The sequence below is a fragment of the Bradyrhizobium ingae genome, assembly GCF_055791185.1.
Genome location: NZ_JBVUBB010000013.1, coordinates 152,134 through 175,859 on the forward strand (window position 1 = coordinate 152,134; position 23,726 = coordinate 175,859).

At 64.1% G+C, this 23,726-nt stretch carries 18 protein-coding genes and 1 pseudogene; 4 read left to right on the plus strand and 15 right to left on the minus strand.

Translation table 11 applies throughout. The features are described from left to right. Window positions 1–33: 33 nt before the first annotated feature. From rnd to ACV1FX_RS20715, 12 genes and pseudogenes are all read right to left on the minus strand, one after another. A complete protein-coding gene (rnd, locus tag ACV1FX_RS20660) occupies window positions 34–1,182 on the minus strand; it encodes a ribonuclease D (RefSeq protein WP_473119388.1) in 1,149 nt (382 codons plus the stop codon). 446 nt (window positions 1,183–1,628) lie between these two features. After that, on the minus strand, window positions 1,629–3,074 hold the full coding sequence (locus tag ACV1FX_RS20665; protein ID WP_473119389.1) for an outer membrane protein: 1,446 nt from the start codon (window positions 3,072–3,074) through the stop codon (window positions 1,629–1,631). Window positions 3,075–3,419: 345 nt separating this feature from the next. Then, window positions 3,420–3,984: pseudogene (locus ACV1FX_RS20670) on the minus strand (autotransporter outer membrane beta-barrel domain-containing protein); the annotation flags it as partial. Window positions 3,985–4,485: 501 nt separating this feature from the next. Next, entirely contained in the window at window positions 4,486–5,478 is a 993-nt protein-coding gene (locus ACV1FX_RS20675) for a helix-turn-helix domain-containing protein (protein WP_473119390.1), read from the minus strand. A gap of 112 nt (window positions 5,479–5,590) precedes the next feature. Beyond that, on the minus strand, window positions 5,591–6,619 hold the full coding sequence (locus tag ACV1FX_RS20680) for a helix-turn-helix domain-containing protein (RefSeq protein ID WP_473119391.1): 1,029 nt from the start codon (window positions 6,617–6,619) through the stop codon (window positions 5,591–5,593). Continuing rightward, the gene (locus ACV1FX_RS20685) at window positions 6,616–6,810 is read right to left on the minus strand and encodes a hypothetical protein (protein ID WP_473119392.1); all 195 of its coding nucleotides are present in this window, start codon (window positions 6,808–6,810) and stop codon (window positions 6,616–6,618) included. The genes ACV1FX_RS20680 and ACV1FX_RS20685 overlap by 4 nt, the downstream gene beginning before the upstream one ends. Next, complete coding sequence (locus ACV1FX_RS20690; protein WP_473119393.1) at window positions 6,807–7,835, minus strand: helix-turn-helix domain-containing protein; 1,029 nt, start codon at window positions 7,833–7,835, stop codon at window positions 6,807–6,809. The genes ACV1FX_RS20685 and ACV1FX_RS20690 overlap by 4 nt, the downstream gene beginning before the upstream one ends. Window positions 7,836–8,127: 292 nt before the next feature. Next, window positions 8,128–9,447 (minus strand): ABC transporter substrate-binding protein, encoded by a 1,320-nt coding sequence (locus ACV1FX_RS20695; protein ID WP_473119394.1) that lies wholly within the window; start codon window positions 9,445–9,447, stop codon window positions 8,128–8,130. A gap of 10 nt (window positions 9,448–9,457) precedes the next feature. Further along, window positions 9,458–10,327, minus strand: coding sequence for a carbohydrate ABC transporter permease (locus ACV1FX_RS20700; RefSeq protein ID WP_473119395.1), 870 nt, complete (start codon window positions 10,325–10,327; stop codon window positions 9,458–9,460). Beyond that, window positions 10,324–11,274 carry a carbohydrate ABC transporter permease gene (locus ACV1FX_RS20705; protein ID WP_473119396.1) on the minus strand — a complete coding sequence of 317 codons (951 nt, stop codon included), beginning with the start codon at window positions 11,272–11,274 and terminating at the stop codon, window positions 10,324–10,326. The genes ACV1FX_RS20700 and ACV1FX_RS20705 overlap by 4 nt, the downstream gene beginning before the upstream one ends. Window position 11,275: 1 nt before the next feature. Continuing rightward, window positions 11,276–12,124, minus strand: coding sequence for a phosphodiesterase (locus tag ACV1FX_RS20710; protein ID WP_473119397.1), 849 nt, complete (start codon window positions 12,122–12,124; stop codon window positions 11,276–11,278). A 203-nt stretch (window positions 12,125–12,327) separates the two neighbouring features. Further along, complete coding sequence (locus tag ACV1FX_RS20715) at window positions 12,328–13,806, minus strand: protein adenylyltransferase SelO (protein WP_473119398.1); 1,479 nt, start codon at window positions 13,804–13,806, stop codon at window positions 12,328–12,330. A 195-nt stretch (window positions 13,807–14,001) separates the two neighbouring features. On the opposite strand from ACV1FX_RS20715, the gene aspS reads away from it, so the two are divergent. From aspS to ACV1FX_RS20735, 4 genes are all read left to right on the plus strand, one after another. Beyond that, on the plus strand, window positions 14,002–15,774 hold the full coding sequence (gene aspS / locus ACV1FX_RS20720) for an aspartate--tRNA ligase (RefSeq protein ID WP_473119399.1): 1,773 nt from the start codon (window positions 14,002–14,004) through the stop codon (window positions 15,772–15,774). Window positions 15,775–16,361: 587 nt separating this feature from the next. Continuing rightward, on the plus strand, window positions 16,362–18,674 hold the full coding sequence (locus tag ACV1FX_RS20725; RefSeq protein ID WP_473119400.1) for an NADP-dependent malic enzyme: 2,313 nt from the start codon (window positions 16,362–16,364) through the stop codon (window positions 18,672–18,674). Between the two features lie 278 nt (window positions 18,675–18,952). Beyond that, window positions 18,953–19,405, plus strand: coding sequence for a DoxX family protein (locus ACV1FX_RS20730; RefSeq protein ID WP_473119401.1), 453 nt, complete (start codon window positions 18,953–18,955; stop codon window positions 19,403–19,405). Window positions 19,406–19,864: 459 nt separating this feature from the next. After that, on the plus strand, window positions 19,865–21,229 hold the full coding sequence (locus ACV1FX_RS20735; RefSeq protein WP_473119402.1) for an outer membrane protein: 1,365 nt from the start codon (window positions 19,865–19,867) through the stop codon (window positions 21,227–21,229). Between the two features lie 158 nt (window positions 21,230–21,387). On the opposite strand, the gene ACV1FX_RS20740 is transcribed toward ACV1FX_RS20735, so the two are convergent. From ACV1FX_RS20740 to ACV1FX_RS20750, 3 genes are all read right to left on the minus strand, one after another. Then, window positions 21,388–21,939 (minus strand): dihydrofolate reductase, encoded by a 552-nt coding sequence (locus tag ACV1FX_RS20740; RefSeq protein WP_473119403.1) that lies wholly within the window; start codon window positions 21,937–21,939, stop codon window positions 21,388–21,390. A gap of 8 nt (window positions 21,940–21,947) precedes the next feature. Next, a complete protein-coding gene (locus ACV1FX_RS20745) occupies window positions 21,948–22,937 on the minus strand; it encodes a polysaccharide deacetylase family protein (protein WP_473119404.1) in 990 nt (329 codons plus the stop codon). 163 nt (window positions 22,938–23,100) lie between these two features. Beyond that, window positions 23,101–23,673 carry a glutathione peroxidase gene (locus tag ACV1FX_RS20750; RefSeq protein WP_473119405.1) on the minus strand — a complete coding sequence of 191 codons (573 nt, stop codon included), beginning with the start codon at window positions 23,671–23,673 and terminating at the stop codon, window positions 23,101–23,103. Between the last annotated feature and the right edge of the window lie 53 nt (window positions 23,674–23,726).

Consider the following 23,726-nt stretch of genomic DNA (forward strand, 5'->3'; position numbering starts at 1 on the left):
GCCAGGACGACATTGGGGAGCGATTGCGGGCCGCTACGCCCGGGTGACCCCAACCACACGGCCCTTGTCAATCGCAAGCGCGAGCTGGCCGTGCTTCAGCTTCAGGGCGGCGTCGCCGAACAGCTCGCGCCGCCAGCCCCGCAGCGCAGGCACGTCGGCTTCGTCGTCGGCTGCGATCTCTTCGAGATCGTCGACGGTCGCGATCACCTTGCTCGCCACCGCATGGCGCTCCGCGGTCATCCGCAGCAACACCTTCAGCAGCTCGACGATCGCAGCGCCGTTGGAATTGTTGCGCGGCTTCTCCAGCTTCGGCAGCTTCGAGAGGTCGCGCGCCAGCCCGCGCTCGACCGCCGCGACGATGTCCGATCCCCATCTGGATTTCTCAAAACCCTTAGGCACCGAGCGCAGATGCGCGAGCTTCTCCAGCGTGGTCGGCGCGTGGGTCGCGATGTCGCTGATCGCCTCGTCCCGCAGCACGCGGCCGCGCGGCACGTCGCGGCTTTGGGCTTCCTGCTCGCGCCACGCCGCGATCTCCATCAGCACCGCCAGATCCTTTGGCTTGCGGACCCGCGTCTTCAGCCGCTCCCAGGCGCGCTCGGGGTGGAAGTCGTAGGTACGAGGCGAGGTCAGGATCTCCATCTCGATGGAGACCCATTCGCTGCGGCGGCGCTTCTTCAGGTCGGCGTCGAGCGCGGCAAACACCTCGCGCAGATGCGTGACGTCGGATACCGCATAGTGCATCTGCTCCTTCGTCAGTGGCCGGCGCGACCAGTCGGTGAAGCGATGGGTCTTGTCCGGCCGGTGGCCGGTGACCTTCTCCACGAGTTGGTCGTAGGCGATGCTGTCGCCATAGCCGAGCACCATCGCCGCAACCTGGGTGTCGAACACCGGATGCGGGATGATGTTGGCCTGATGCCAGATGATCTCGATGTCCTGGCGGGCGGCGTGGAAGACCTTCAGGACCTCCTCGTTGCCCATCAGCTCGAAGAAGGGTTTGAGGTCGATGCCCTCGGCCAGCGCATCAATGACCACGGCCTCCTGCGGGCTCGCCATCTGAACCACGCATAGGAGCGGGTAGTAGGTGGTCTCGCGCAGAAACTCGGTATCGACGGTAATGACGGGGTGCTCAGCCAGCCGGCTGCAGGCAGCGGCAAGGTCAGCGGTGGTGGTAATCAGATCCATGAACGGCCCATGACACGTACATCAGCCGTTCTGCCGAAAGCGCTGTGATGTCAAGGGGGTTGGAGCGAATTCGAGGCTTGATTTCGGCCGGAATCGCCGATGCCGACCGCCGATGGGCCAATCCGCGGGGGCGCGGAGGCGAAATCCTACTCGTACCGGATCCGCTGCGACGGCTTCCGCCCGCACGGCACTGCCGCCACGACCACGCACATGGCGAGCATCGCCAGTCCCAGAAACTCGAAAACCAACAGATCCACGGCAGGTCTCCCCGATAGATCGTTAGACTTGTCGGGGGGAAATTGAGGGTCTGTTAATTGTCGTGGTTACCGGCGGAAGGCCGGGCCGGATGGTGGACGGGAGGTTAACGCAGGGCCGCACAGTGTTGACTCCCCAACGAAAAAGCCCCGGGCGATGCCGGGGCTTTGATGTTCGAGACGCAGATCGGATCAGTACTTCGCGACCACCGCGCCATCCGAGTTGAAGCGATAGACCAACGAGGTGCTGATGGTCTGGACCCACGGCTTGAAGGTGATCGCAACGCCCGGGTCACTGCCGCCGAACGCCGGCACCCGCGTCTGCGGGAGGGCGATCCGGTCGTAGAACGCAGACCGGTATTCGGTCTTCATGAACCAGCCCGGCGCGGAGATGCCGAAAATATTCAGGCTGTTCTCGACGCCTCCGCCCACAAACCAGCCGTCACGACGGAAAGAGGGTGTTGTGGCATATGCGATCGGGAGACCAATGAAATTCTGAGTCGTTCCCGACCATTCGGACCCCGAGTAACCCGCGTTGACATAGGAAAGGACATTCGGCGCGACCAGATAACCCAGCCTGACACCGGCGGCGTAGCTGGTACGTAGTTTCTCGGTACCCAGCGTATCTGGCATCTCCGGCGTGCCGAGCGAGCCGCTGACGTCTCCGAACTGCCCGTCAGCGAAAACACCGGCAACCCAGTTGCCGCCATACTGCCAGTCGTAGCCGGCGCCGACGGTGCCGAACCAGCCACTGCCGCCCATTCGCTGGTCGCGCGTGAAGGGCGTGCCTAAAGCAAAGAAGGGAGCTGCAGCCGGCGAGGCGACGGCGTTGCTGTCGGCATTCCAGAGGCCGCCGCCGCCGCCGCCGAAGGCGTAGAACCCGGTCCAATGCGGCGCCCAGTTCGCAGCAGCGGCCTTCGCATACAGCCTTGGAGCCGAATCCGCGGCCGCAACCGCTCCCGTCGAGTTGAAGCGGTAGACCAGCGAGGTGCTGATGGTCTGTACCCACGGCTTGAAAGTCATCGCCGCGACGGCGGGGCCGCCGCCGCCAGCGGGAACGAACGTCTCGGGAAGCGTCGCGCGAGCGTAATAGGCGGTCCGATATTCGGTCTTCATGAACCAGCCAGGCGCCGAAATGCCGAAGATGTTCAGGCTGTTTTCCACGCCACCGCCGACGAACCAACCATCTCGATGGAAGGACGGCGTGGTTAGCATTGGGACGCCAGCGAAGCGACCAGTAGTGAATGGATCCGAGAGCGTGGCAGCTGACCAATCAGAGCCGGAATAGCCCGCGTTGACGTAGGAAAGAACATTCGGTGCGACCAAACTGCCGAGTCGCACGCCCGCCGCATAACTCGCGCGAAGCTTTTCACGTCCTGCTGGAAAAAAGTCGGACCACGGGTCCGCGATCGAACCGCTGATGTTGCCGAACTGTCCGTCGGCAAAGACGCCTGCCACCCAGCTGCCATTGAACTGCCAATCGTAACCCGCGCCAACCGTGCCGAACCAGCCGCTGCCGCCGAGGCGCTGGTTTTGCGATAGCACGGTGCCTGCCGGTCCATAGGTAACGGGATCAATTCCAGAGCTGACAACGTTGGTGTCGGCAGCCCACAGGCCGCCGCCGCCGCCACCGAACACATAGAATCCGGTCCAGCTTGGCGCAGCGACGGGCGCCGGCGCTTTCACATAGGGCCGGGCCGCAAGGTCGGCCGCCGAGGCCGATCCGGTCATTGCCGTGACCGCGCCCAGAGCGAGCAGAAGCTTTTTCATTTCAAATCCCAACCCCAATCTGTTTGGCATGATCGATTCAGATGCCCCTCATATGGTCTTGCCGAAGCGCGCGCAGGATGAACAGGCCAAACGGCGAGCTGTCGCGAAATCGGAAAAATCAGGAAGCGAAACTGGAAAGCGCGGGAAAACGCCTGCCTGTCCACCGAGAGGAACGAGACAGATCATGCGCGAGCCCCTCGCGCGGCACCCCGGTCACCACTGATACCGAACCACTCCCTTGCCGGCATAGGACCGGGTCACGTTCGAGAACTCGCCCTCGAACGTCGCTGCGGCTGCCCAGCCGTTCAGCCACTTTTTCTCCGCCGCCGCCGTGACCAGCGCAGCATCCGCCGCCTGCGCGGCGCTGTTCACGACGAAGCTTGCACCGGGCAACGTCTGGAACGTTGCAGCCAGAACGATCCGGGTTGAAGTCGTGGGCCCAGGCGAAGCGCCCGCGCAATGTGAGGACGCCGTCCTGCGCGGCGAATGACTTGTCCGTGCGCACGCCGAGCTCGCTACGGGCATCCGTGACGTTCTTCGCCGCGTAGGCGAGGGCGGAGGTGCCAGTGCCGACCAGGACGGTTTCGGCATAACCAGGCAAATCGAACATCGTGACCTGCGCCGCTGCATAGGGCGTGATGCCGATGCCGCCCGTCCATGGGGCAACCACGCGATAGCCGCCTTCAACGCGCCCCGAATAGGCATCGGCTTTGAAGTTGGCATGCAGGCGATCGATGCCCGCGACGGTCACGGTGCGATCAGTGGTGATGTCCTGCCAGGTGCTGCCATGGACGTCGACAGAACTGCCGATCGTGCCGTTGCCGGCGAGCGTACCATAGGGAACGTAGAACTTTAGGGCATTGACGATCGAACCGGTGACCACCTGTGTGCCGCCGATGACCCAGACCCTGCCTGTGAACCGCTGCTGTCGCGGTCGGTTGCGTGACGCCGGCGGACTGGGTGATGTCGCCGTTACCTGCGAATTGGGAAGAAAATACGTAATTCGACGAGGTGTGATAGAAGTCGATCCCGCCCTACTGGCTGGCTCCCGTCGAAAACTGGATCAGCGACGCAAAACAGGAAATTAAAGCAAGACGACGGCGTGCCTGCTCACTGCAGAGCTACCGAAGAATCATGGCCGCGTGAGCGCAGCAGAAGCTAGCGATCGTGCGCGTGGCGTTGCGAACATAACCGTTTCGATTCATGTCGCTATAGGCGTATCGCTGCGCGGCCGTTCGGCCGCCAGCAAGGTTGGCGCGGGAGCCGTTCGGTCGCCAACTCACCTCAAGCCTCTGATCCAATGCGTCCAGTCCGCCAGCCTGCTGTCGGGCACTGACGGCAGCGCATGGCCCTCGTGCGCCAGTGCGCGAACCTCGCGTGGTGTGAGACCAAACTGTCGCTGAAAGGCGAGGGCAAAGCTGCGATAGTGATTAAATCCATGCGCTTCGGCGATAGTCTCGATCGACTGGCCTTTATGCGAGGGATGACTCAACGCCGCACGTATCATCGACAGGCGTCTTCGCCGGATGTAGGCGGCAACGCCGCCCTGGGATTCGAAGAGATAGCCGAGATTGCGCCGCGTCATGCCGAAGCGGCCGGCGATCCTCTCCGGATTGAGGTCAGGGGCGAGGATATGGGCATTGATGTAGGAGCAGATCCGTTCGGTCATCGCCATCCGCACGCTGCTGGCCTGTTCCTCGCGAACGGTGCCGTTGAGGGCCGCGGCGGTCAATTGCACCGTGGCGGCGAGGACCGCTTGAGCCTGCTCAAGCGACATCTCAGGCAAACGTGCGTGAAGGTCCACGAGATGATTGCGGAGAAGGGCGGCAAGCGGGTCGCGCGATAGCAACAGTTGCTCATTGTGTTCATCGGGCGCCTTGAGATACGGGCCGAGCAGACTGCGCGGCAGGAACAGGGTGAGCGCTTCGCAGTCGCCGCTACGCCTGTCCGTCGGCTGCGCCATGTCGAAGATCAGGATATCGCCGGCGCGGGCTGTCGTCCCGCTGTCGCGCGGGCCATTCCAGCCTTTGCGATAGAGCTGCAGTATGAATAGGTCCGTCCCGTCGCGTCCGATGCAGGCGCGGGAGCGGCTCCAGTCCTGCGAAGGTACCTGAAAATCGCTGAGGAGAACGTTGCCCAGGTGCCAAAAGTTCGCGCGGACGTCGAAGGCCTGCGGATATTCCTTTTGCGTCCGCAGGTCATAGTGGCGGCTTACGTGCTCTTGCCAGAGGGTGAATGCCTGCTTTCCCGGGAGGCCGCGCGTGTCGAGCACGGAATGGGGGATGCCGCTATCTGAGTGCTCTGTCATGGCTGCGCGAAGTCCCAATCCGCTGCGCGAACCATTCCGATTGAGCCGGTCCGCGTCCCGAAGGCTCGCCTTCCCGTCACGTCATGCTCCTGGCCCAGTATACCCATTCCGCGAGCTTGTCGTTCGATCTTGACGATAGAGCTTGGCGCTGGAGTCCGAGCATGCGCACTTCACGTGGCGTGACACCAAACTGCCGCTGAAAGGCGAGAGAAAAACTGCGGTAGTGATTGAAACCATGCGCTTCGGCGATGGCCTCGATCGACTGGCCCTTGTGCGACGGTTGAGTCAATGCCGCACGGATCATCGACAGACGCCTTCGCCGGATGTGAGCGGCAACGCCACCGTGGGATTCGAAGAGATAGCCGAGGTTGCGCCGTGTCATGCCGAAGTGGCCGGCGATCGCCTCCGGACTGAGGTCGGCAGCGAGGACATGGGCGTCGATGTAGGAGCATATCCGCTGGGTCGCCGCCATCCGCACGGCGCTGGCTTGGTCCTCGCGAACCCTGCCGTTGAGCGCCGCGGCGGCCAATTGCACGGTGGCAGGGATGATCGCTTGTGCTTGCTCGAGCGACATCTCGGGCAAGCGTGCGTGAAGGCCTTCGAGATGATCGCGGAGAAGGGCGGTGAGCGGGTCGCGCGGCGGCAAGAGTTGCTGATTGTGTTCGTCGGGCGCGTTGAGAAGTGGGCCGAGCAGGCTGCGCGGCAGGAACAGGGCCAGTGCTTCGCTGTCGCTGCCGCGTCTGTCCGAGGGCTGCGCCGTGTCGACGACCATGATGTCGCCGGCGTTGGCCGTCGCCCCGCTGTCGCGCGGGCCGTTCCGGCCTTTGCGATAGAGCTGCACCATGAACATGTCGACTCCATCGCGTCCGATGCAGGTGCGGGAGCGGCTGTAATCCTGGGCAGGGAACTGAAAATTGCCGAGCAGAACATTGCCGAGATTCCAGCAATCCACGCGGACGTCGAAGGTCTCCGGATATCCCTTCGGCGCGCGGAAGTCGTAGTGACGGTTCAGGTGCTCCTGCCAGATGGTGAAAGCCTGCCTTCCCGAAAGGCCGCGCGTGTCGAGTACCGAAAAGGGGATGCCGCCGTCGGTGTGCTCTGTCATGCCTGAACGAAATCCCAATCCACCGCGCGAATGGAGAGTGCCTTTTCGATTGAATCCGGATCTAACGGAGCATCGCCGCTGTCGGCACGATATGGGGCGAGGTAAGCCAAGATAACAAATCGGAAATTGCAGGAAGTGAAACCGGAAAGCTCGGGAGTGAAGGCGCGGGCGCCGCGAAGCCAGCCCGTCACGTCATGCTCCTGAGCCAGTGCGTCCACTCCGCGAGCTTGTCGTCCGACGTCGACGACAGGGCTTGGCCTTCGAGCCTCCGCACGCGCACCTCGCGTGGCGCGACGCCAAACTGCCGCTGAAACGCGAGGGCAAAGCTGCGGTAGTGATTGAAACCATGAGCTTCGGCGATGGCCTCGATCGACTGCCCCTTGCGCGACGGATGGCTCAACGCCGCACGGATCATCGACAGGCGCTTTTGCCGGATATAGGCGGCAACGCCGCCCTGGGATTCGAAGAGATAGCCGAGGTTGCGCCGTGTCATGCCGAAGCGACCGGCGATGGTCTCCGGATTGAGGTCGGGGGCGAGGATATGGGCGTCGATGTAGGAGCAGATCCGCTCGGACATCGCCATCCGCACGTCGCTGGCCTGTTCGTCGCGAACCGTGCCGTTGAGGGCCGCGGCAGTCAATTGAACGGTGGCGGGGATGACTGCTTGAGCCTGGCCAAGCGACATTTCAGGCAAGCGTGCGTGAACGCCTACGAGATGTTCGCGGAGAAGGGCGGTGAGCGGGTCGCGCGATGGCAGGAGTTGCAGACTGTGTTCATCGGGCGACTTGAGATGCGGGCCGAGCAGACTGCGCGGCAGGAACAGGGTGAGCGCGTCGTTGTCACCGCCACGCCTGTCCGTTGGCTGCGCCATGTCGAAGATCAGGATGTCGCCGGCGCGGGCCGTCACCCCGCTGTCGCGAGGGCCGTTCCAGCCTTTGCGATAGAGCTGCACCATGAACAGGTCCATCCCGTCGCGCCCGATGCAGGCGCGGGAGCGGCTCCAGTCCTGGGAAGGCACCTGAAAATCGCTGAGGAGAACGTTGCCGAGGCGCCAAAAGTTCGCGCGGACGTCGAAGGCCTGCGGATATTCTTTCTGCGCGCGCAGGTCGTAGTGGCGGCTGAGGTGCTCCTGCCAGAGGGTGAACCCTAGCTTTCCGGGAAGACCACGCGTGTCGAGGACCGAATGTGGGATGCCGCCGTCTGTGTACTCTTCCATGCCTTAACGAATTTCCCATCCTGCTGCCGCGAGCAGTTGGTGCCCTTCCAACGTAGGGAGGTTCGCGTGCGGCAACCTGCCGCTAGCACGATATGGGCCAAAACGGGCGGGCGCCAGCAGGAAAGGAATTTGCGGGAAGAGATATCGGAAGTTTTGGGAAATCGGTGGTCAGGTTCGCTCGACCGCGCACAGGTGCTCAGGGCTCGAGACCGGCTCTTGCCGGGACCCCGGAATCAGTTCGGCGCCCCAGATCCTGGGGCGCCGACGTCTTCTCCGTCGTGCTCGCCGAGATTTAAGGCAGCTTCAGCGCCGTCTCGGCGTTGTAGGGCTTGAGCAGCTCGTCGGCGGCCTTCTGCGCGGCGACGAGCGCATCCTTCGGCTGCTTCTTGCCGTTCAGGACCAGCATGACCTCGTCTTCGAGGGTCTTGCGGACAGGCACGGTCTTGTAGGTCGCGAACCAAGGCTTTGCGACCTCGAGTTGGTCGACCGCGGTCTTCGCGTCCGGATTCTTGCCGAGGAAGTCGACCATCTCCGGCGTCTTGTAGGCGGCCATGTTCGGGGCGAAATAGCCGGTAGCGCGGCTCCACCAGCCGCTCTTCTCCGGCGACGTCATCCACTTGATCAGCGTCCAGGCGGCCTTCTGCTTGTCGGCCTCGAGACCTGCCGGAATGATCAGCGACGCGCCGCCGATCGGCACGGCATTGCGGACGTTGCGCGGGATGAAGGCGACCTTGTAGGGGAACTTGGCGTTGTCGCGCACGTAAGTGAGCGAGCCGGTCGAGAGCATCATCATCGAAGCGTTGCCGGAGATGAAGGCGGTGCTCACGGCCGGACCTGGCGTTGCACCCGGCGGATGCACCTTGTGCTTGGCGATGAGGTCGTTCCACCAGGAGAGCGCGCCGAGCATCGAGGGCGTGTCGTAATAGACTTCGCCGCCGAACTCCTCGTTGTAGTAGCGCCCGCCGTTGGACATGGTGAGCGTCTCCATCATCCAGCCGCAATAGTCATAGGCGCAGGGAATTTCGATGCCCCAGCGCGTGACCTTGTCGCCCTCGCGCTTGGTCAGCTTCTTGGCCCAGTCGGTGACCTCGGCCCAGGTCTGCGGCGGCTTGTCGGGATCGAGACCCACTTCCTTGGCGTGCTCGGCATTGATGTAGAGCAGCGGCGTCGAGTTGTGGAACGGCACACCATAGACCGAGCGGTTGATCACGGCATTGCCGTGCAGCGCAGGGAAGAACTGGCCGAGGAATTGCGCTTTCGTGGTGCCATCAGCGGCGATCAGGGAATCGAGATTGGTGAGTTCGTTCTCGATCTGCATGTCCAGGAGGAAATTCGCCGACATGATCACGGCCGCCGGCGGCTTGCCGGCCTTGATCGCGGCGCGCGTCTTGATCAGCGTGTCGTCATAGGAGCCGGTATAGACCGCGGTCGTCTTGATGCCGGGATGAGTCTCGTTGAACTCCTTGATCATCGTGCCCATGTCGCGAGCGAGCTTGCCGTCCACGGGGACGGGGAAGAACAGGTCGATCTCGGTCGGGCCTTCGGCAAAGGCCGGAAAGGCGAGGGCGCCAGCGATGGTGAGGCCGAGCGCAAGCCGGCGGGAGAGCAGCATCGAAAATCTCCTACTTGATGCCTGAGGTGACGAAAGAGCTGATGAAGCGCTTCTGGAAGATCAGGAAGGTGACGAGCAGCGGGGCGATCACGATCAAGGTGCCGGCGGCAATCGTGCCCCAGGCCTGTGTGCCTTCGGCGGTCTTGGTGAAGACGGAGAGCCCGACCGTGAGCGGGCGTTTGTCCGGCGAGTTGATGACCATCAGCGGCCAGAGGAAGTCGTTCCAGTGGCTGGTGACCGAGACGATCGCAAACGCTGAAAAGCTCGGCAGCGACAGCGGTACGTAGATGTGGCGGATGCGCGCGAGCACGCCGGCGCCGTCGATGAGGGCTGCATCCTCGAGCTCGGTCGGAATCGCCTCGAAGGCCTGGCGCATCAGGAAGGTGCCGAAGGCCGAGGCGAAGAACGGCATCATCACGCCGGTCAGCGTGTCGTAGAGGCCGAGCTTGGCCACCAACGTCAGGTTGGGCACAATGAGCAGCACCGGCACCAGCATGAACTGGAGCAGGAAGAGATAGAAGATCAGCGACTTTCCCGCGAAGGAGAGCCGCGCAAAGGCGAAGCCTGCGAGCGTAACGGTGACGAATTGCACCAGCAGAATGCCGGTGCAGATGATCGTGGTGTTGAGGAAGTAGCGCGGGAAGTCGCCGATGTCCCACGCGTCCTTGATATTGTCGAGCGTGGGCTTCAGGCTCGGTATCAGCTCGGCCATGGCGTTGATGCCGTCGGAAGCGGGGCGGAGCGTCGCCACCACCATCCACAGGAACGGGATCAGCCAGACCAGCGCGAGCAGCACAACAAGCGCAAATCCGAGCTTTGGCGTGATCTCGTTTCGGGTGGCGAGCGGGGCGTCCGTGAACGATCCCTTGAAGAGCTTCATGGCCCGCCCTCCCGGTTCGCAAGCGTGCGGAAGGACAGCGCGGTCAGCCCCATCAGCACGCCGAGCGAGAGCAGCGTCGCTGCCGATGCCTTGCCCACGTCGTAGTGCTCGACCGCTTGCTCATAGATGTAGAACAGCACGAGATTGGTCGCGTTCGACGGTCCGCCCTGGGTCATGACGAAGACGTGGTCGACCTGCGTCACGGCATTGAGGCCGGCAATCACGGTGACGAACAGGAAGGTGGGCTTAAGCTCCGGCAGGATGATGTAGCGCAGGCGCTGCCAGGGGCCCGCGCCGTCGAGATAGGAGGCTTCCATCGCGTCTTCCGGCACGGCCTGGAGGCCTGCGAGGAAGAATAGCATGTAGTAGCCGGCGTTCTTCCAGATCGTGATCACCATGATCGCGATCAGCGCGACGTCGGGATCGCCGAGCCAGTTGGGCAGCACCGGGAGCAGGCGGCCGATATAGTGGTCGAGCAGCCCGACATTGGGCAGGAAGATGAACAGGAACAGCGCGGATGCGGCGACCATCGGGATCAGCACCGGCAGGAACAGCGCGGCGCGCAGCGCACTCGTCACCGCATTGGTGCGCGACAGCGCCAGCGCAAAGAGAAAGGCGAGCGCCATGCTCGGGACCACGGTGCCGACGGCATAGATCAGGTTGTTGATGACCGCGCCCGTGAAGGCGGGGTCGGCGAGCACGGCTGCCAGATTGTCCAGGCCGACGAAGCGGCTCGGCGCCCGCGGCGTGGCGCGCTGATAGAGCGCGTCGACGATCACCCGTCCCACAGCGCCATAGGTGAAGGCCGCGAGGAAAATGAGTGAGGGCAACAGTAGCAGATAGGCCGGCAGCGACGCTTTGAACCGGGCGGACACCCGCCTCGCCATGGGAAGGCGTGGCGATGCGGGCGCCGCGACCGGAAAAGCCGCGGGTTCGGCCAGGCTCATCTCACCGCGCCGGAAAGTTGAGTGCATAGTCGCGATCGTCCATTCCCTCTGGTGGGGAGAAGGGGAAACGCAAGCTCGTGTCGAGGAAGTCGTGGCTGTGCACGACCAGGTTCTCCTGGTCGACCAGCACCACGCCATAGGCCGGCGGCTCGTGGCTTGCGAGATGCGGCTTGTTCGCGTCGAGCTCGAACCAGACCTGGTGGTTGGTGCCGCGCAGGGTGGAGAAGGGGATCTTGCCGTAGCTGCCCGAGATCGGCCGGTGCACATGGCCGAAGAAGAGGTGGCGGATGCGGGAACGATAGGGCGCGATCACCTCGGCAAATTCAGCGCTCTGCTTCAGCGCGATCTCGTCCATCGCGTGGACGCCGACCGGGAACGGCGGATGATGCATGAAGAACACGAACGGCGCGTCACCGGGCGCTTTGGCAAGCGTGTCCGCCAGCCAGCCGAGGCGCTTGGCGCACATCTCGCCGGCGTCGCTGGTCTCGTCTAGCGTATCGAGAAAGACGAACAGTCCGTGATCTGTGGTCCGCGTGCCCTGCACGAAACCGTTTGGATCGCGGGGCGCGGCCTTGAGCCCGTCAAGGCAGGCGATGCGCCGGTCGTGATTACCCACCATTGCAATGTAGGGGATCCTGAGCGGGGCCATCGCAGCGGCGAAATCCGCATAAGCCTCGGCATCACCCCAGTGGGTGAGATCGCCGGTCACGACCGCGAAGGCGGCATCGGAATGGTGCGTGTTGATGTCAGCGATGGCGGCGTCGAGCCGGGTGCGCGGGTCGAGGCCATAGAGTTTCAGGCCCGGGCCCGCAAGATGCGTGTCGGTGAGGTGGATGAATTTGAAAGGCATGGCGCGTGTGTCAGGTCTCTGGGAGGACGGTCGCCTCCGGCAAGACGGCCCGCCAGCCGGTTAGAGTGCCAGTGTTTCAGTATGATGACAGTGGTTGCCGATGCCGCAAATTGTTGGGCAGAAAGGCAGACGGGGTCAACGGGGTCGTCTCGCGGTGCGGTAGGGAGTCGATCGCGCGCGCAAGATGGCGGCGAACGACTGCCTCACGTCCCGCAAAACGTTCGCAGCACACGCTGGTCCGGTAGCGGCGGGTCTTGATAGGCCGCGTACTCCGGCTGGTCCTCGTACGGCTTGGCCAGCACCTTCACCAGCTCTTCGAACGGCCTGTAGTCGTCATTGTCCACGGCGGCGCGGATCACCGCTTCGACGCGGTGGTTGCGTGGGATGTGGGCGGGGTTGACGGCGTGCATGGCGGCTTGGCGCTCGGCGGCGGATTGCGGCTCCGGAGCGAGACGTTCGCGCCAGCGTTTGGCCCATTCGTCGAAGGCGGCCGGGTCCATGAACTGCGCGCGGACGTCGGCAACGCCGTCCTCATTGCCGGCGGCATCGCCGAGCCTGCGGAAGGTGAGGGTGAAGTCGGCCTGGTGCTTCGCCATCGCATCCAGCAGATCCTGAATCAGCGCCTCGTCGCCGTCGCGTTCCGTGAACAGGCCTACCTTCTTGCGCAGGCCCGCCTGATAAGCTCTGCTGAACGCGTCCGGGAACGCGCCGAGGATGTCCTGCGCCTGCTCGATCGCCTTCTCCTGATCGTCGCAGAACAGCGGCAAGAGGCATTCGGCGAGCCGGATCAGATTCCACAGCGCGATGCGCGGTTGGTTGGCATAGGCGTAGCGGCCCATCTCGTCGATCGACGAGAACACCTGCGCGGGATCGTAGGAGTCCATGAAGGCGCAGGGGCCGTAATCGATGGTCTCGCCCGAGATCGAGGTGTTGTCGGTGTTCATCACGCCGTGGATGAAGCCGACCAACAGCCAGCGCGCGATGAGATCGGCCTGGCGGGCGACGACGCCGGCGAGCAGCGCGTGATAGGGCTGCTCGGCGCCGCGCAGCTCCGGATAGTGCCTGTCGACGACATGGTCGGCGAGCCGGCGGATCGCGTCGGTGTCGCGGCGGACGGCGAAATACTGGAACGTGCCGACACGGATGTGGCTCGATGCCACGCGGGTCAGCACGGCGCCTGGAAGCGCGGTCTCGCGGATCACGTGCTCGCCGGTGACGACGGCGGCGAGCGAGCGCGTGGTCGGGATGCCGAGCGCGTACATGGCTTCGCTGACGACGTACTCGCGCAGCACCGGCCCGAGCGCCGCGCGGCCGTCACCGCGGCGCGAAAACGGGGTGGGACCCGAGCCCTTGAGCTGGATGTCACGGCGGACGCCGTCCTTGTCGATGACCTCGCCGAGCAGGATCGCCCGGCCGTCGCCGAGCTGCGGCACGAACTGCCCGAACTGGTGGCCGGCATAGGCCATGGCGATAGGGTCTGCGCCCGCTGGAACCGTCTTTCCGGCCAGGATCTCGGCGCCCTCCGGCGTCTCCAGCAGGTCCGGATCAAGCCCGAGTTGGACAGCAAGCGGCCGGTTCAGCTTGATCAGCCGGGGCGCGGCGACCGGGGTCGGCGCCACGCGGGCAAAGAAAGTGTCCGGCAGCGCCGAATAGGAGTTCTGGAACGGGAAATGGACGGTCATGAGCGTAAATGTAGGGCTGGAACGCCGATCGGCAAAGGCTCCAGCCGGGCTCGTGTAAAAATGGGCATTCCAGGCCCAAAACAGGCCGTTCCCTTGGTTGCCGCACCCGGCCTCGTCGGGTAAACCCACCCGCAACTTCGGACCGGCCTTTTGGGTCGTCCGATTCGATCCTCCGACATCATTTTTGGGACTACCATGCATCGCTACCGGTCACATACATGCGGCGCGCTCCGCGAGAGCCACATCGGCGAGACGGTCCGCCTTTCCGGCTGGGTCCATCGCGTTCGCGACCATGGCGGCGTGCTGTTCATCGACCTGCGCGACCATTACGGCCTGACCCAATGCGTGGTCGACCCGGATTCGCCAGCGTTCTCGCTGGCCGAAAAGCTGCGCTCGGAATACGTCGTGCGGATGGACGGCAAGGCCCGCCGCCGTCCGGAAGGCACCGACAATGACGATCTGCCGACCGGCAAGGTCGAGGTCTATGTCAGCGAGATCGAGGTGCTCGGACCGGCCGGCGACCTGCCACTGCCGGTGTTCGGCGACCAGGAATATCCCGAAGACATTCGCCTCAAGTACCGCTTCCTCGATCTGCGTCGCGAGAAGCTGCACCAGAACATCATGACGCGCGTCGCGATCATCGATTCCATGCGCCAGCGGATGAAGGCGCAGGGCTTCTTCGAGTTCAACACGCCGATCCTGACCGCATCCTCGCCGGAAGGCGCACGCGACTTCCTGGTGCCGTCGCGCATCCATCCCGGCAAGTTCTACGCGCTGCCGCAGGCGCCGCAGCAGTACAAGCAGCTGCTGATGATGTCGGGCTTCGACCGCTACTTCCAGATCGCGCCTTGTTTCCGCGACGAGGACCCGCGCGCCGACCGTCTGCCCGGCGAGTTCTATCAGCTCGATGTCGAGATGAGCTTCGTCACGCAGGACGACGTCTTCGCGGCGATGGAGCCGGTCATCACCGGCGTGTTCGAGGAGTTCGCCAGAGGCAAGCCGGTGAGCAAGAACTGGCGCCGGATTCCGTTCGCCGAGGCGCTGCGGAAGTACGGCAGCGATAAGCCGGACCTGCGCAACCCCATCGAGATGCAGGATGTCTCCGAGCACTTCCGCGGCTCCGGCTTCAAAGTGTTCGCGCGCATGCTCGAAGACCCGAAGAACCAGGTGTGGGCCATTCCCGCGCCGGGCGGCGGCTCGCGCGCGTTCTGCGACCGCATGAATTCGTGGGCGCAGGGCGAGGGCCAGCCCGGCCTTGGCTACATCATGTGGCGCGAGGGTGGCGAGGGGGCAGGTCCGCTTGCGAACAACATCGGGCCGGAGCGCACCGCTGCGATCCGCGCGCAGATCGGCGTGAAGGAAGGCGATGCAGCCTTCTTCGTCGCGGGCGATCCCGACAAGTTCTGGAAGTTCTCAGGCCTTGCGCGCAACAAGGTCGGCGAAGAGTTGAACCTCACCGACAAGGAGCGGTTCGAACTGGCCTGGATCGTCGACTTCCCGATGTACGAATACAACGAGGACGACAAGAAGGTCGACTTCTCGCACAACCCGTTCTCGATGCCGCAGGGCGGCCTGGAGGCGCTGAAGGGCCAGGATCCTCTGACCATCAAGGCATTCCAGTACGACATCACCTGCAACGGTTACGAGATCGCCTCGGGCGGCATTCGCAACCACGTGCCGGAAGCGATGGTGAAGGCGTTCGAGATTGCCGGCTATGGCGAGCAGGAAGTGGTCGAGCGTTTTGGCGGCATGTACCGTGCCTTCCAGTACGGCGCGCCGCCGCATGGCGGCATGGCCGCGGGCGTCGACCGCATCGTGATGCTGCTCTGCGGCACTACGAACCTGCGCGAGATCTCGCTGTTCCCGATGAACCAGCAGGCCATGGACCTCCTGATGGGCGCGCCCTCGGAAGCCACGACCAAGCAGCTTCGCGAACTGCACGTGCGGGTGAACCTGCCGCAGAAGTGACGCTTCGCCTCGCCCCGCGCTTGTCCCGCCGAACCTTCAGCGGGGCGATGCGGGGAGAGGCCGACGCGCGTAGCGCGGCGGGTGAGGGGGCTTCCGCGAGTCCTTCCTCTCGGCTTGAAGCGCGTCCTCATCCACATCGTCGTCGCGAGCGCAGCGAAGCAATCCAAAGTTCTCCGCGGAAAGATTTTGGATTGCTTCGCTACACTCGCGGTGACCGAGATTGAGGATCGTCCGCGAGTTTAACTGTCACCGAAAGCCGCGGCGACGTCCACGCGATGCCCCTGACCCTGTCGGCGAGCACTGCGAGCAACGCGATTGCGATCAGGCCTCATCTTGTGCGGTCAGCTCCAGTTGCCGGCTCAGGCCGAAACAACCTGCCATATTCGCAATGGCTTGCCGGTCCAGGGAAAGCTATGGTTTTCAGATATTTGACGGCACGGCCTGTTGATGGGGCTGCAATCGGATGTTGCCACACGGGCGCCGGCCGTGCTTGATCCCGTTTCCACGACCCGGAATACGTGCCGTGAGGGCGCGGACCGGTCGGAGGAAACGGGTTTGAGGTCGCAAAACGCGAGGCGAGACACGGCATGTCGTCCTATTCTGAAGATCTCCACCAGGCGGCGCTGGCCTATCACCGTCTGCCGCGGCCCGGAAAGCTCGAGATCCAGGCGAGCAAGCCGCTCGCCAACCAGCGGGACCTCGCGCTCGCCTATTCGCCCGGCGTCGCCGCGGCCTGCACCGAGATCGCCAAGAACCCGGCGGAAGCCGCCACGCTGACAACCCGCGCCAACCTGGTGGCCGTGGTCTCCAACGGCACCGCGGTCCTGGGCCTCGGCAATATCGGCCCGCTTGCGTCCAAGCCCGTGATGGAAGGCAAGGCGGTCCTGTTCAAGAAATTCGCCGGCATCGACGTCTTCGACATCGAGATCGCCGCCGACACCATCGACCGCGTGGTCGAGACGGTGGCGGCGCTGGAGCCGACCTTCGGTGGCATCAATCTCGAGGACATCAAGGGTCCTGAGTGTTTCGAGATCGAGTCGCGGCTGAAGGAGCGCATGAAGATCCCGGTCTTCCATGACGACCAGCACGGCACCGCGATCATCGTCGCCGCCGCGATCACCAACGGCCTGCGGCTGAACGGCAAGAAGCTCTCGGACGTCAAGATCGTGGCGTCGGGGGCAGGGGCCGCTGCGCTCGCGACGTTGAACCTTCTGGTCTCCATGGGTGCGCAGCGCAAGAACATCTGGGTCTGCGACATCGACGGTCTCGTCTATGACGGACGTAACACGCTGATGGACCGCTGGAAGGCGGTCTATGCCCAGAAGACCGACAAGCGCACGCTGGCCGACGTTATCGGCGGCGCCGACATCTTCGTCGGGCTCTCGGCGCCGGGCGTGCTGACGCCCGAGATGGCCAAGGCGATGGCCGATCATCCGCTGATCATGGCGCTCGCCAACCCCACACCGGAGATCATGCCGGAGGAGGCGCGGAAAGCGCGCCCAGACGCCATGATCTGCACCGGCCGATCCGACTATCCGAACCAGGTCAACAACGTCCTGTGCTTCCCCTTCATCTTCCGCGGCGCGCTTGACGTAGGCGCCACCGCGATCAACGAGGAGATGAAGCATGCCGCGGTTGAGGCGATCGCACAGCTTGCGCGAGAGGCGCCGTCGGACGCGGTCTCCCAGGGCAGCTTCGACACCGGTGAGGCGGGCGGCTTCGGCCCGGGCTCGCTGATCCCGAGCCCATTTGATCCTCGGCTTATCCTGCGCATCGCGCCGGCGGTTGCCAAGGCCGCGATGGAATCCGGAGTTGCGACGCGCCCCATCACCAATTTCGACGAATATGCGGCCCAGCTTACGCGCTTCGCCTTCCGCTCCGGCATCGTCATGAAGCCGATGTTCGCCAAGGCCAAGACCCAGCCGGTGCGTGTGATCTACGCCGAGGGCGAGGACGAGCGCGTGCTGCGCGCCACGCAGGTGGTGCTGGAGGAAAAGCTCGCGCGGCCGATCCTGGTCGGCCGTCCGTCGGTGGTCGAGGCGCGCATCAAGCGCTTCGGTCTCTCGATCACGGCGGGCAAGGATTTCGACCTGGTCAACCCCGAGGACGATCCGCGTTATCGCTCCTATGTGCAGACCTATGTCGAGGTTGCCGGCCGCCGCGGTGTCACGCCGGAAGGGGCACGCACCGTGGTGCGCACCAGCAACACCGTGATCGCGGCGCTCGCCGTGGGGCGCGGCGAGGCGGATGCGATGCTCTGCGGCGTCGAGGGCCGCTACATGAGCCATCTGCGTCACGTCCGGGAGATCATCGGCTTCTCGAGTGGGATCAGCGACTATGCGGCGCTGGCGCTGATGATCACCAGCAAGGGCGCCTTCTTCATCGCCGACACCCAGGTGCGGCCCAATCCGAGCGCCGAGGAACTCGCCGAGATCGCCTCGCTCGCTGCGGTCCACGTCCAGCGCTTCAACATCAAGCCGAAGATTGCCTTCGTCTCGCATTCGGATTTCGGCAGCTACGACACGGAGTCCTCGCGCAAGATGCGCCGGGCGACCCAGCTCCTGAAGGAGAAGCATCCGGAGATCGAAGCCGACGGCGAGATGCAGGGCGACACCGCACTCTCCGCTGCCGCGCGAAAACTGGTCCTGCCGCACTCCAATCTCGAGGGCGAGGCCAACATCTTGATCATGCCGAACCTCGACACCGCCAACGTCGCCTATCAGATGATCAAGTCGCTCGCGGATGCGCTGCCTGTCGGCCCGATCCTGATCGGCCCGGCGCGTCCGGCGCACATCCTCACTCCCTCGGTCACCGCGCGCGGTATTCTCAACATGACCGCTGTGGCGGTCGTGGAAGCGCAGGAACGTGCAGCACGGCAGCAGCCGAGCCTGTTCACGTAGAAAGGGTCGGCCGGCCTGCGGGGAGATATCGAATTCGAGCGCAGCTCGAATTCGGGCGAAGGGGGCCTCCGCGAGACCATCTGTCGCCTGGCTCAAGGAGAGTCCGCGGGGCCGCCAGGCGAAACATCGAAAACAACCCCATGCAAAGTAGCGCGGCAGGCGTGGGCAGGGTCGACGAGCCACGGATTTCCCCGTTTGAAAATCGCCCGTGGAATCTTCATAATCGCTTCGTCGTCGCGTCAGCGTCCCGCCCTTAAAGCATTGCCAAGAGGCCGACCATGCCAGCGTTCGTGACTTTCGGGCGAATCCTGTTCGCCGTGCTGTTCATCTATACGGGCGCGACGAAGCTGTTCGCGATACAGGCGACCGCCGATTTCATCGCCGGCAAAGTCACCGTGCCGGAGATCGTCGCACCCTATGCGCAGCAGGTCGAGCAGGCCACCAGCATGACGACGCCGCAACTGCTGGCGATCGCGGTCGGTGGACTCGAGATCATCGCTGGCCTCATGATCGCGCTGAATTTCGCGGCGCGCTTCTTCGCGATGCTGCTGATCATCTACGTCGCGGTCGCGACCGTGCTGTTCTATGATTTCTGGAACCAGACGCCGCCCGACAACGCCAAGATGCTGGTCGACGCGCTGAAGAACCTCTCGATCATCGGCGCGCTGTTCATGATCATGGGCTACGGCCGGGCCACGCGCCCGGTCGAGGCGGCCTACGGCGACGTGTAGCGTCGCAGCTCGAGATTTTCTTGCGGGCGAGGGGCTTCGCGCCTTGGCGCGCGGGGTAATCGATGCGCGTGTCAGGGCGGACGAAGATCGACGGGACCGGCGAGGAGGTCTGGCCCTGGACGTCGCGCTATGATTCGCCGCGGCGGCATCGCCATATGTGTCTTGGTCGCCACGGTGCTCCGGATTTGCTGGCGGGCGCATCCAGGCATCAGCACCAACCCTTTCGTGAATCTGGGTTTTTCCGGGCGCCGCTAGTCTTCTGAAGGCGCAATTTCAGAAAATTTCAGAAATCTGACCGCGCTCCATCAGGACTTTTGCGCCGACCCATGGAACCACTGTGGGACGAGGTGTTCGCCAGACGCGATGTTTCGGCGGGTGGGGCAATTGGGGACGGATTTGATTCATTCGAAGCGAGACGTGGCTGCGCGCGCGGCCGTGGTTTTCTGTGCAGCACAGGTCATGGGTTTTGCTACGCTGCCGGCCAGTGCCGCTGATCTTCCCGTCAAGGCGCGGCCGCAACCGGTTCCAGTGGCAAGCTGGACCCAATTCTACGTTGGCGCCGGACTTGGCTTCGACTTCGCGTCCGGGCGCTCGAACCTGACGCCGGTTGGCGGCGGCGCTTCGATGTTCAGCCTCGACGGCTTGCAGGGCGCCGATCTCGGACTGTCCGCTTTTGCCGGCTTCGACATCCAGGTTGCGCCGCAGTTCGTGGTCGGCGGTTTCGTCGACTACGACTGGTCGCGCCAGCGGACGACTGTGAACGTGGGCGGGAACGGCCTGGGGCTGAGTCTTGCTGCAGGGATGCCGTCGCTCGACCAGGGCTGGACAATCGGCGGCCGTGCCGGGTTTTTGGTGACGCCCGATATCCTGCTCTATGGTCTCGCCGGCTACAGCGAGATGCGCATCAACAATTGGAATCTCAACTACGCGGTGCTCGGGGGCGGCCCGTCGTTCACGGTGCAGGAGCCGGCACAGACCTCACACGGCTATACGGTCGGCGCGGGCGCGGAATATCGCCTTTCCAACAACGTGTCGCTACGCGGTGAGTATCGCTACGTTGCGCTCGGCCGCAACACGACGGTCGATCCGCTCGGCGCGGTCTGGACCACGGATCTCTCTGAGCATGTGATCCGGATCGGCGCGGCCTACCGCTTCGGCCAGTTCGGCGGCCCCACGACGACGACGGCGGCGGCGCCGGCGCTCAATCCGGTGTGGACGGGCGTGTACGTCGGCGCCGGCATCGGTGGCGATGCCCTTACGCCCCATGTTGCGGCCTCGATCCCTGGCGTGCTGGATTTCAACGCGGCGGGCCTCGGTGGTGCCGATGTCGGGGGCACCTTCACCATCGGCTATGATCGTCAGATCGCACCGAAATGGGTGATCGGCGCGTTCGGCCTCATCGATGTGGCGACGAATGGCGGGGCCAGCATCTCGGCAAATGGTGCGGGCGCAGGGACGACGATCACGTCGGATCTCGCGTCAGTGAAGTGGGCCTGGACCGTCGGCGGGCGCGTTGGCTATCTCGTTTCACCGGAGACGCTCGTTTATGTGCTCGGCGGCTACACCGGGGTGACCGCAAATTCCATCACTTACAGTTTGTTCGGACTTCAGAGCACCAGCCCCGAGCGCGAATATCATGGTGCCACCTTTGGCGGCGGCTTCGAGCGTTTCTTCAGCGACAGGATCTCGGCCCGCGCCGAGTATCGCATGACCCATGTCGAGACGCGCGACGATCTGACGGATAGCTTCTTCACAAGCCTAAGCGCGGGCGGCACCATCCACACGCTGCGCGGCTCGCTGGTCTATCACCTGCCGACGCCGTAACCGATCCTCCGCACTAAAGCGCGATGAGATCGGGATGAATCGTCATCGCGCTTTAGGTTGTGGTTTGAGAATGATCTCCGCGCAAACGCGTTCCGCGTTTGTCGCGAGGGACAAGTGCTTCACACTTTGCGCTCCTGCGGCCCTTCGGGTCCCGAGCTTTAGCTGCGGCGCCATGGGGTGACGGTGACCCCATGCGCCGCATCCAGCACGGAGGGTGCGCCCGGCTTCATTCCGTGGGCGGCGAGGATCTCGTGCGGTGTCCGTTCCGGCACGCCGACGAAACAGCCTTCGCCGTCGGGCACGCGCACCTGCGGGGCTTCCGAGAGCCAGAAGGTATCATAGCGGTCCATGAACATGTCGAACACGACGGGGCCGCCGATGATCGCGACCGTGCCGGAGGTAACGTCGGCAAAAGCGCAGGCTTCCTCGAAGCTGGCGCCGCGCGGATTCCAGAGGCTTGCGTTCGGCATTTCCGGGTCGACCGCGAGCGCGGCGATCTTGCGAGTCAGAACCAGCCGCTTGCGCTTGGGTGAATTCGGCTGTCCCTCATGCGAATGGCGGCCGTGCACGATCAGCGCGACGCGATCGAGCGCCTGCTCGAAGAACCTCTTGTCGCCCTCGAACTTCAGGCTGTCGGGCATGACGTGCCGCGCGTCGGCAAGCATGCCGTCGGCGGAAACGATGACGTAACCTTCGAAACGGAAAGACAACGGCGCGACTATTCCGAAACCGTCGTCACCACGCTGTTGACCGGGCGCTGGCTCACCGTCGGCAGCTTGACGTCCTTCATCAGCTCCTGGTCGTACTCGGGCAGCGTCGACACCGGGCTCTTTGCGCGCATCGCCACGACCTTGTAGCCGCCGGCCTTGAGCTGCTGGAGCAGCGCGGGCAGCGCTTCGGCGGTGTGCTTCTGGAAATCATGCATCAGGATGATGCCCTTGCCGAGCTTGGTCAGCTTTTTCATCACAGTGTCGATCACCTTCTCGGGCTTGGAGGCCTTGAAGTCGAAGGAGTCGAGATCGCAGGAGAAGATCGCGATGTTGCGGTTGCCGAGATAGGTGACCATCTCCGGCGGGTGTTGCAGCGCCGGGAAGCGGAAGAACGGCGAGGGCGAGATGCCGCCGAGCGCCCATTTCACCGCGGAGAACCCTTTTTCGATCTCGTCCTTCTTCTGCTGTTCGGTCAGCTTCTTGTCGTTGAGATTGGCGTGCGACCAGGTATGTGCGCCGACAGTGTGGCCGGCGGCATAGACCTGCTTCAGGATCTCCGGCTCGTAGGTCGAATGCTTGCCGATCGGGAAGAAGATGCCGGTGGTGCATTCCTCGGCCAGCGCCTTCAGCACCGCGGGCGTGTTGCGCGGCCAGGGGCCGTCGTCGAAGGTCAGAACGACCTCGTGGTCACGCAGGAAGTCGAGCTCCTTGAAGTGCTCGAAGCCGAAGCCCGGGCCACCCGTGGTGTCGATCTCGACCGTGCGGGCGACGCCGAGCGCATTGGGATTGCTGCAGGCCGCGCGAGCCGGCTGCGCGCCTTGTGCCGCTGCCGGCGGGCTGGCGGCCGCGGCAGGAGCAGGGGTCGCTGCCGGCGCTGCGGCGGGGGCGGCCTGCGCGGCTGCCGCGGGCTTCGCGGCCGGGGTCGTCTGCGACCACGCGGCGCTCGCCATCGCAAGAGAAATTGCGCTCGCCAAAATGAGTCCTGCCGCAACACGCATGATGTTGTCCTCGATAGATTGATCCCGTTGTTCGGCCGTAGCTTTTTTTGCCCCTGTCCGAACCTGTCCGCCCCAGACGATCCTAGCCTAGTTGGTGGGCCGTCGCCAATGCAACGGCTGTTTGGGTCCGCCGGGCAATTGTGCCCAAGCGCGTGAGACGGGTTCAGCTATCGGCCAGCGACTTGGCTACCGCCGTCTTGACGCGAGTGTCGGTCGGCTCGACCGCAGAAGCGAAAACCTCAGCGATGTAGCCGTCGCGGCCGATCAGGTATTTGTGGAAGTTCCAGCGCGGAACTTCCTTGGGCCGGGTTTCCGCGGCCCATTTGTAGAATGGATGGGCCTTCGGTCCAATCACGACGGCCTTCGCGGCGATTGGGAAGGTGACGCCATATTGGTGATGTGCAGTCTCCGAAATCTCCGTGACGCCGCCTGGCTCCTGGCCGCCGAAATCGTTGGAGGGCACGCCGATGATGGTCAGTCCGCGCTCGCGGAACTGGCTCCAGAGTTCCTGAAGGCCGGCATATTGTGGAGTGTAGCCGCAGAGCGAGGCCGTGTTGACGATCATCAGCGGCCGGCCGGTAAACGCGGCAAGCCTGATGTCGTCACCGGAGAGCGCGGGGAACGAGAAGGCGTAAGCCGAGATCTTGCTCATCGCGCCCTGCGCCAGGGCGCGACTGGCATTGGGGCTGGCAATCACGGCGAGCGCCGCCGTGAGCATTGTCCTGCGGTTCAGCATGGCGATGTCCCCCAAGTTGATCCGGATACGGATCATACTCCCGGTGCGCGCCC

Coding starts and splice junctions, on each gene's coding strand:
- ACV1FX_RS20750 (WP_473119405.1), bottom strand. CDS start 23,673: ATGCTGAACCGCAGGACAATGCTCACGGCGGCGCTCGCCGTGATTGCC.
- ACV1FX_RS20735 (WP_473119402.1), top strand. CDS start 19,865: ATGGGTTTTGCTACGCTGCCGGCCAGTGCCGCTGATCTTCCCGTCAAG.
- ACV1FX_RS20690 (WP_473119393.1), bottom strand. CDS start 7,835: ATGGAAGAGTACACAGACGGCGGCATCCCACATTCGGTCCTCGACACG.
- ACV1FX_RS20695 (WP_473119394.1), bottom strand. CDS start 9,447: ATGCTGCTCTCCCGCCGGCTTGCGCTCGGCCTCACCATCGCTGGCGCC.
- ACV1FX_RS20745 (WP_473119404.1), bottom strand. CDS start 22,937: ATGCGTGTTGCGGCAGGACTCATTTTGGCGAGCGCAATTTCTCTTGCG.
- ACV1FX_RS20725 (WP_473119400.1), top strand. CDS start 16,362: ATGTCGTCCTATTCTGAAGATCTCCACCAGGCGGCGCTGGCCTATCAC.
- ACV1FX_RS20715 (WP_473119398.1), bottom strand. CDS start 13,806: ATGACCGTCCATTTCCCGTTCCAGAACTCCTATTCGGCGCTGCCGGAC.
- ACV1FX_RS20710 (WP_473119397.1), bottom strand. CDS start 12,124: ATGCCTTTCAAATTCATCCACCTCACCGACACGCATCTTGCGGGCCCG.
- ACV1FX_RS20730 (WP_473119401.1), top strand. CDS start 18,953: ATGCCAGCGTTCGTGACTTTCGGGCGAATCCTGTTCGCCGTGCTGTTC.
- ACV1FX_RS20705 (WP_473119396.1), bottom strand. CDS start 11,274: ATGAGCCTGGCCGAACCCGCGGCTTTTCCGGTCGCGGCGCCCGCATCG.
- rnd (WP_473119388.1), bottom strand. CDS start 1,182: ATGGATCTGATTACCACCACCGCTGACCTTGCCGCTGCCTGCAGCCGG.
- ACV1FX_RS20680 (WP_473119391.1), bottom strand. CDS start 6,619: ATGACAGAGCACACCGACGGCGGCATCCCCTTTTCGGTACTCGACACG.
- aspS (WP_473119399.1), top strand. CDS start 14,002: ATGCATCGCTACCGGTCACATACATGCGGCGCGCTCCGCGAGAGCCAC.
- ACV1FX_RS20700 (WP_473119395.1), bottom strand. CDS start 10,327: ATGAAGCTCTTCAAGGGATCGTTCACGGACGCCCCGCTCGCCACCCGA.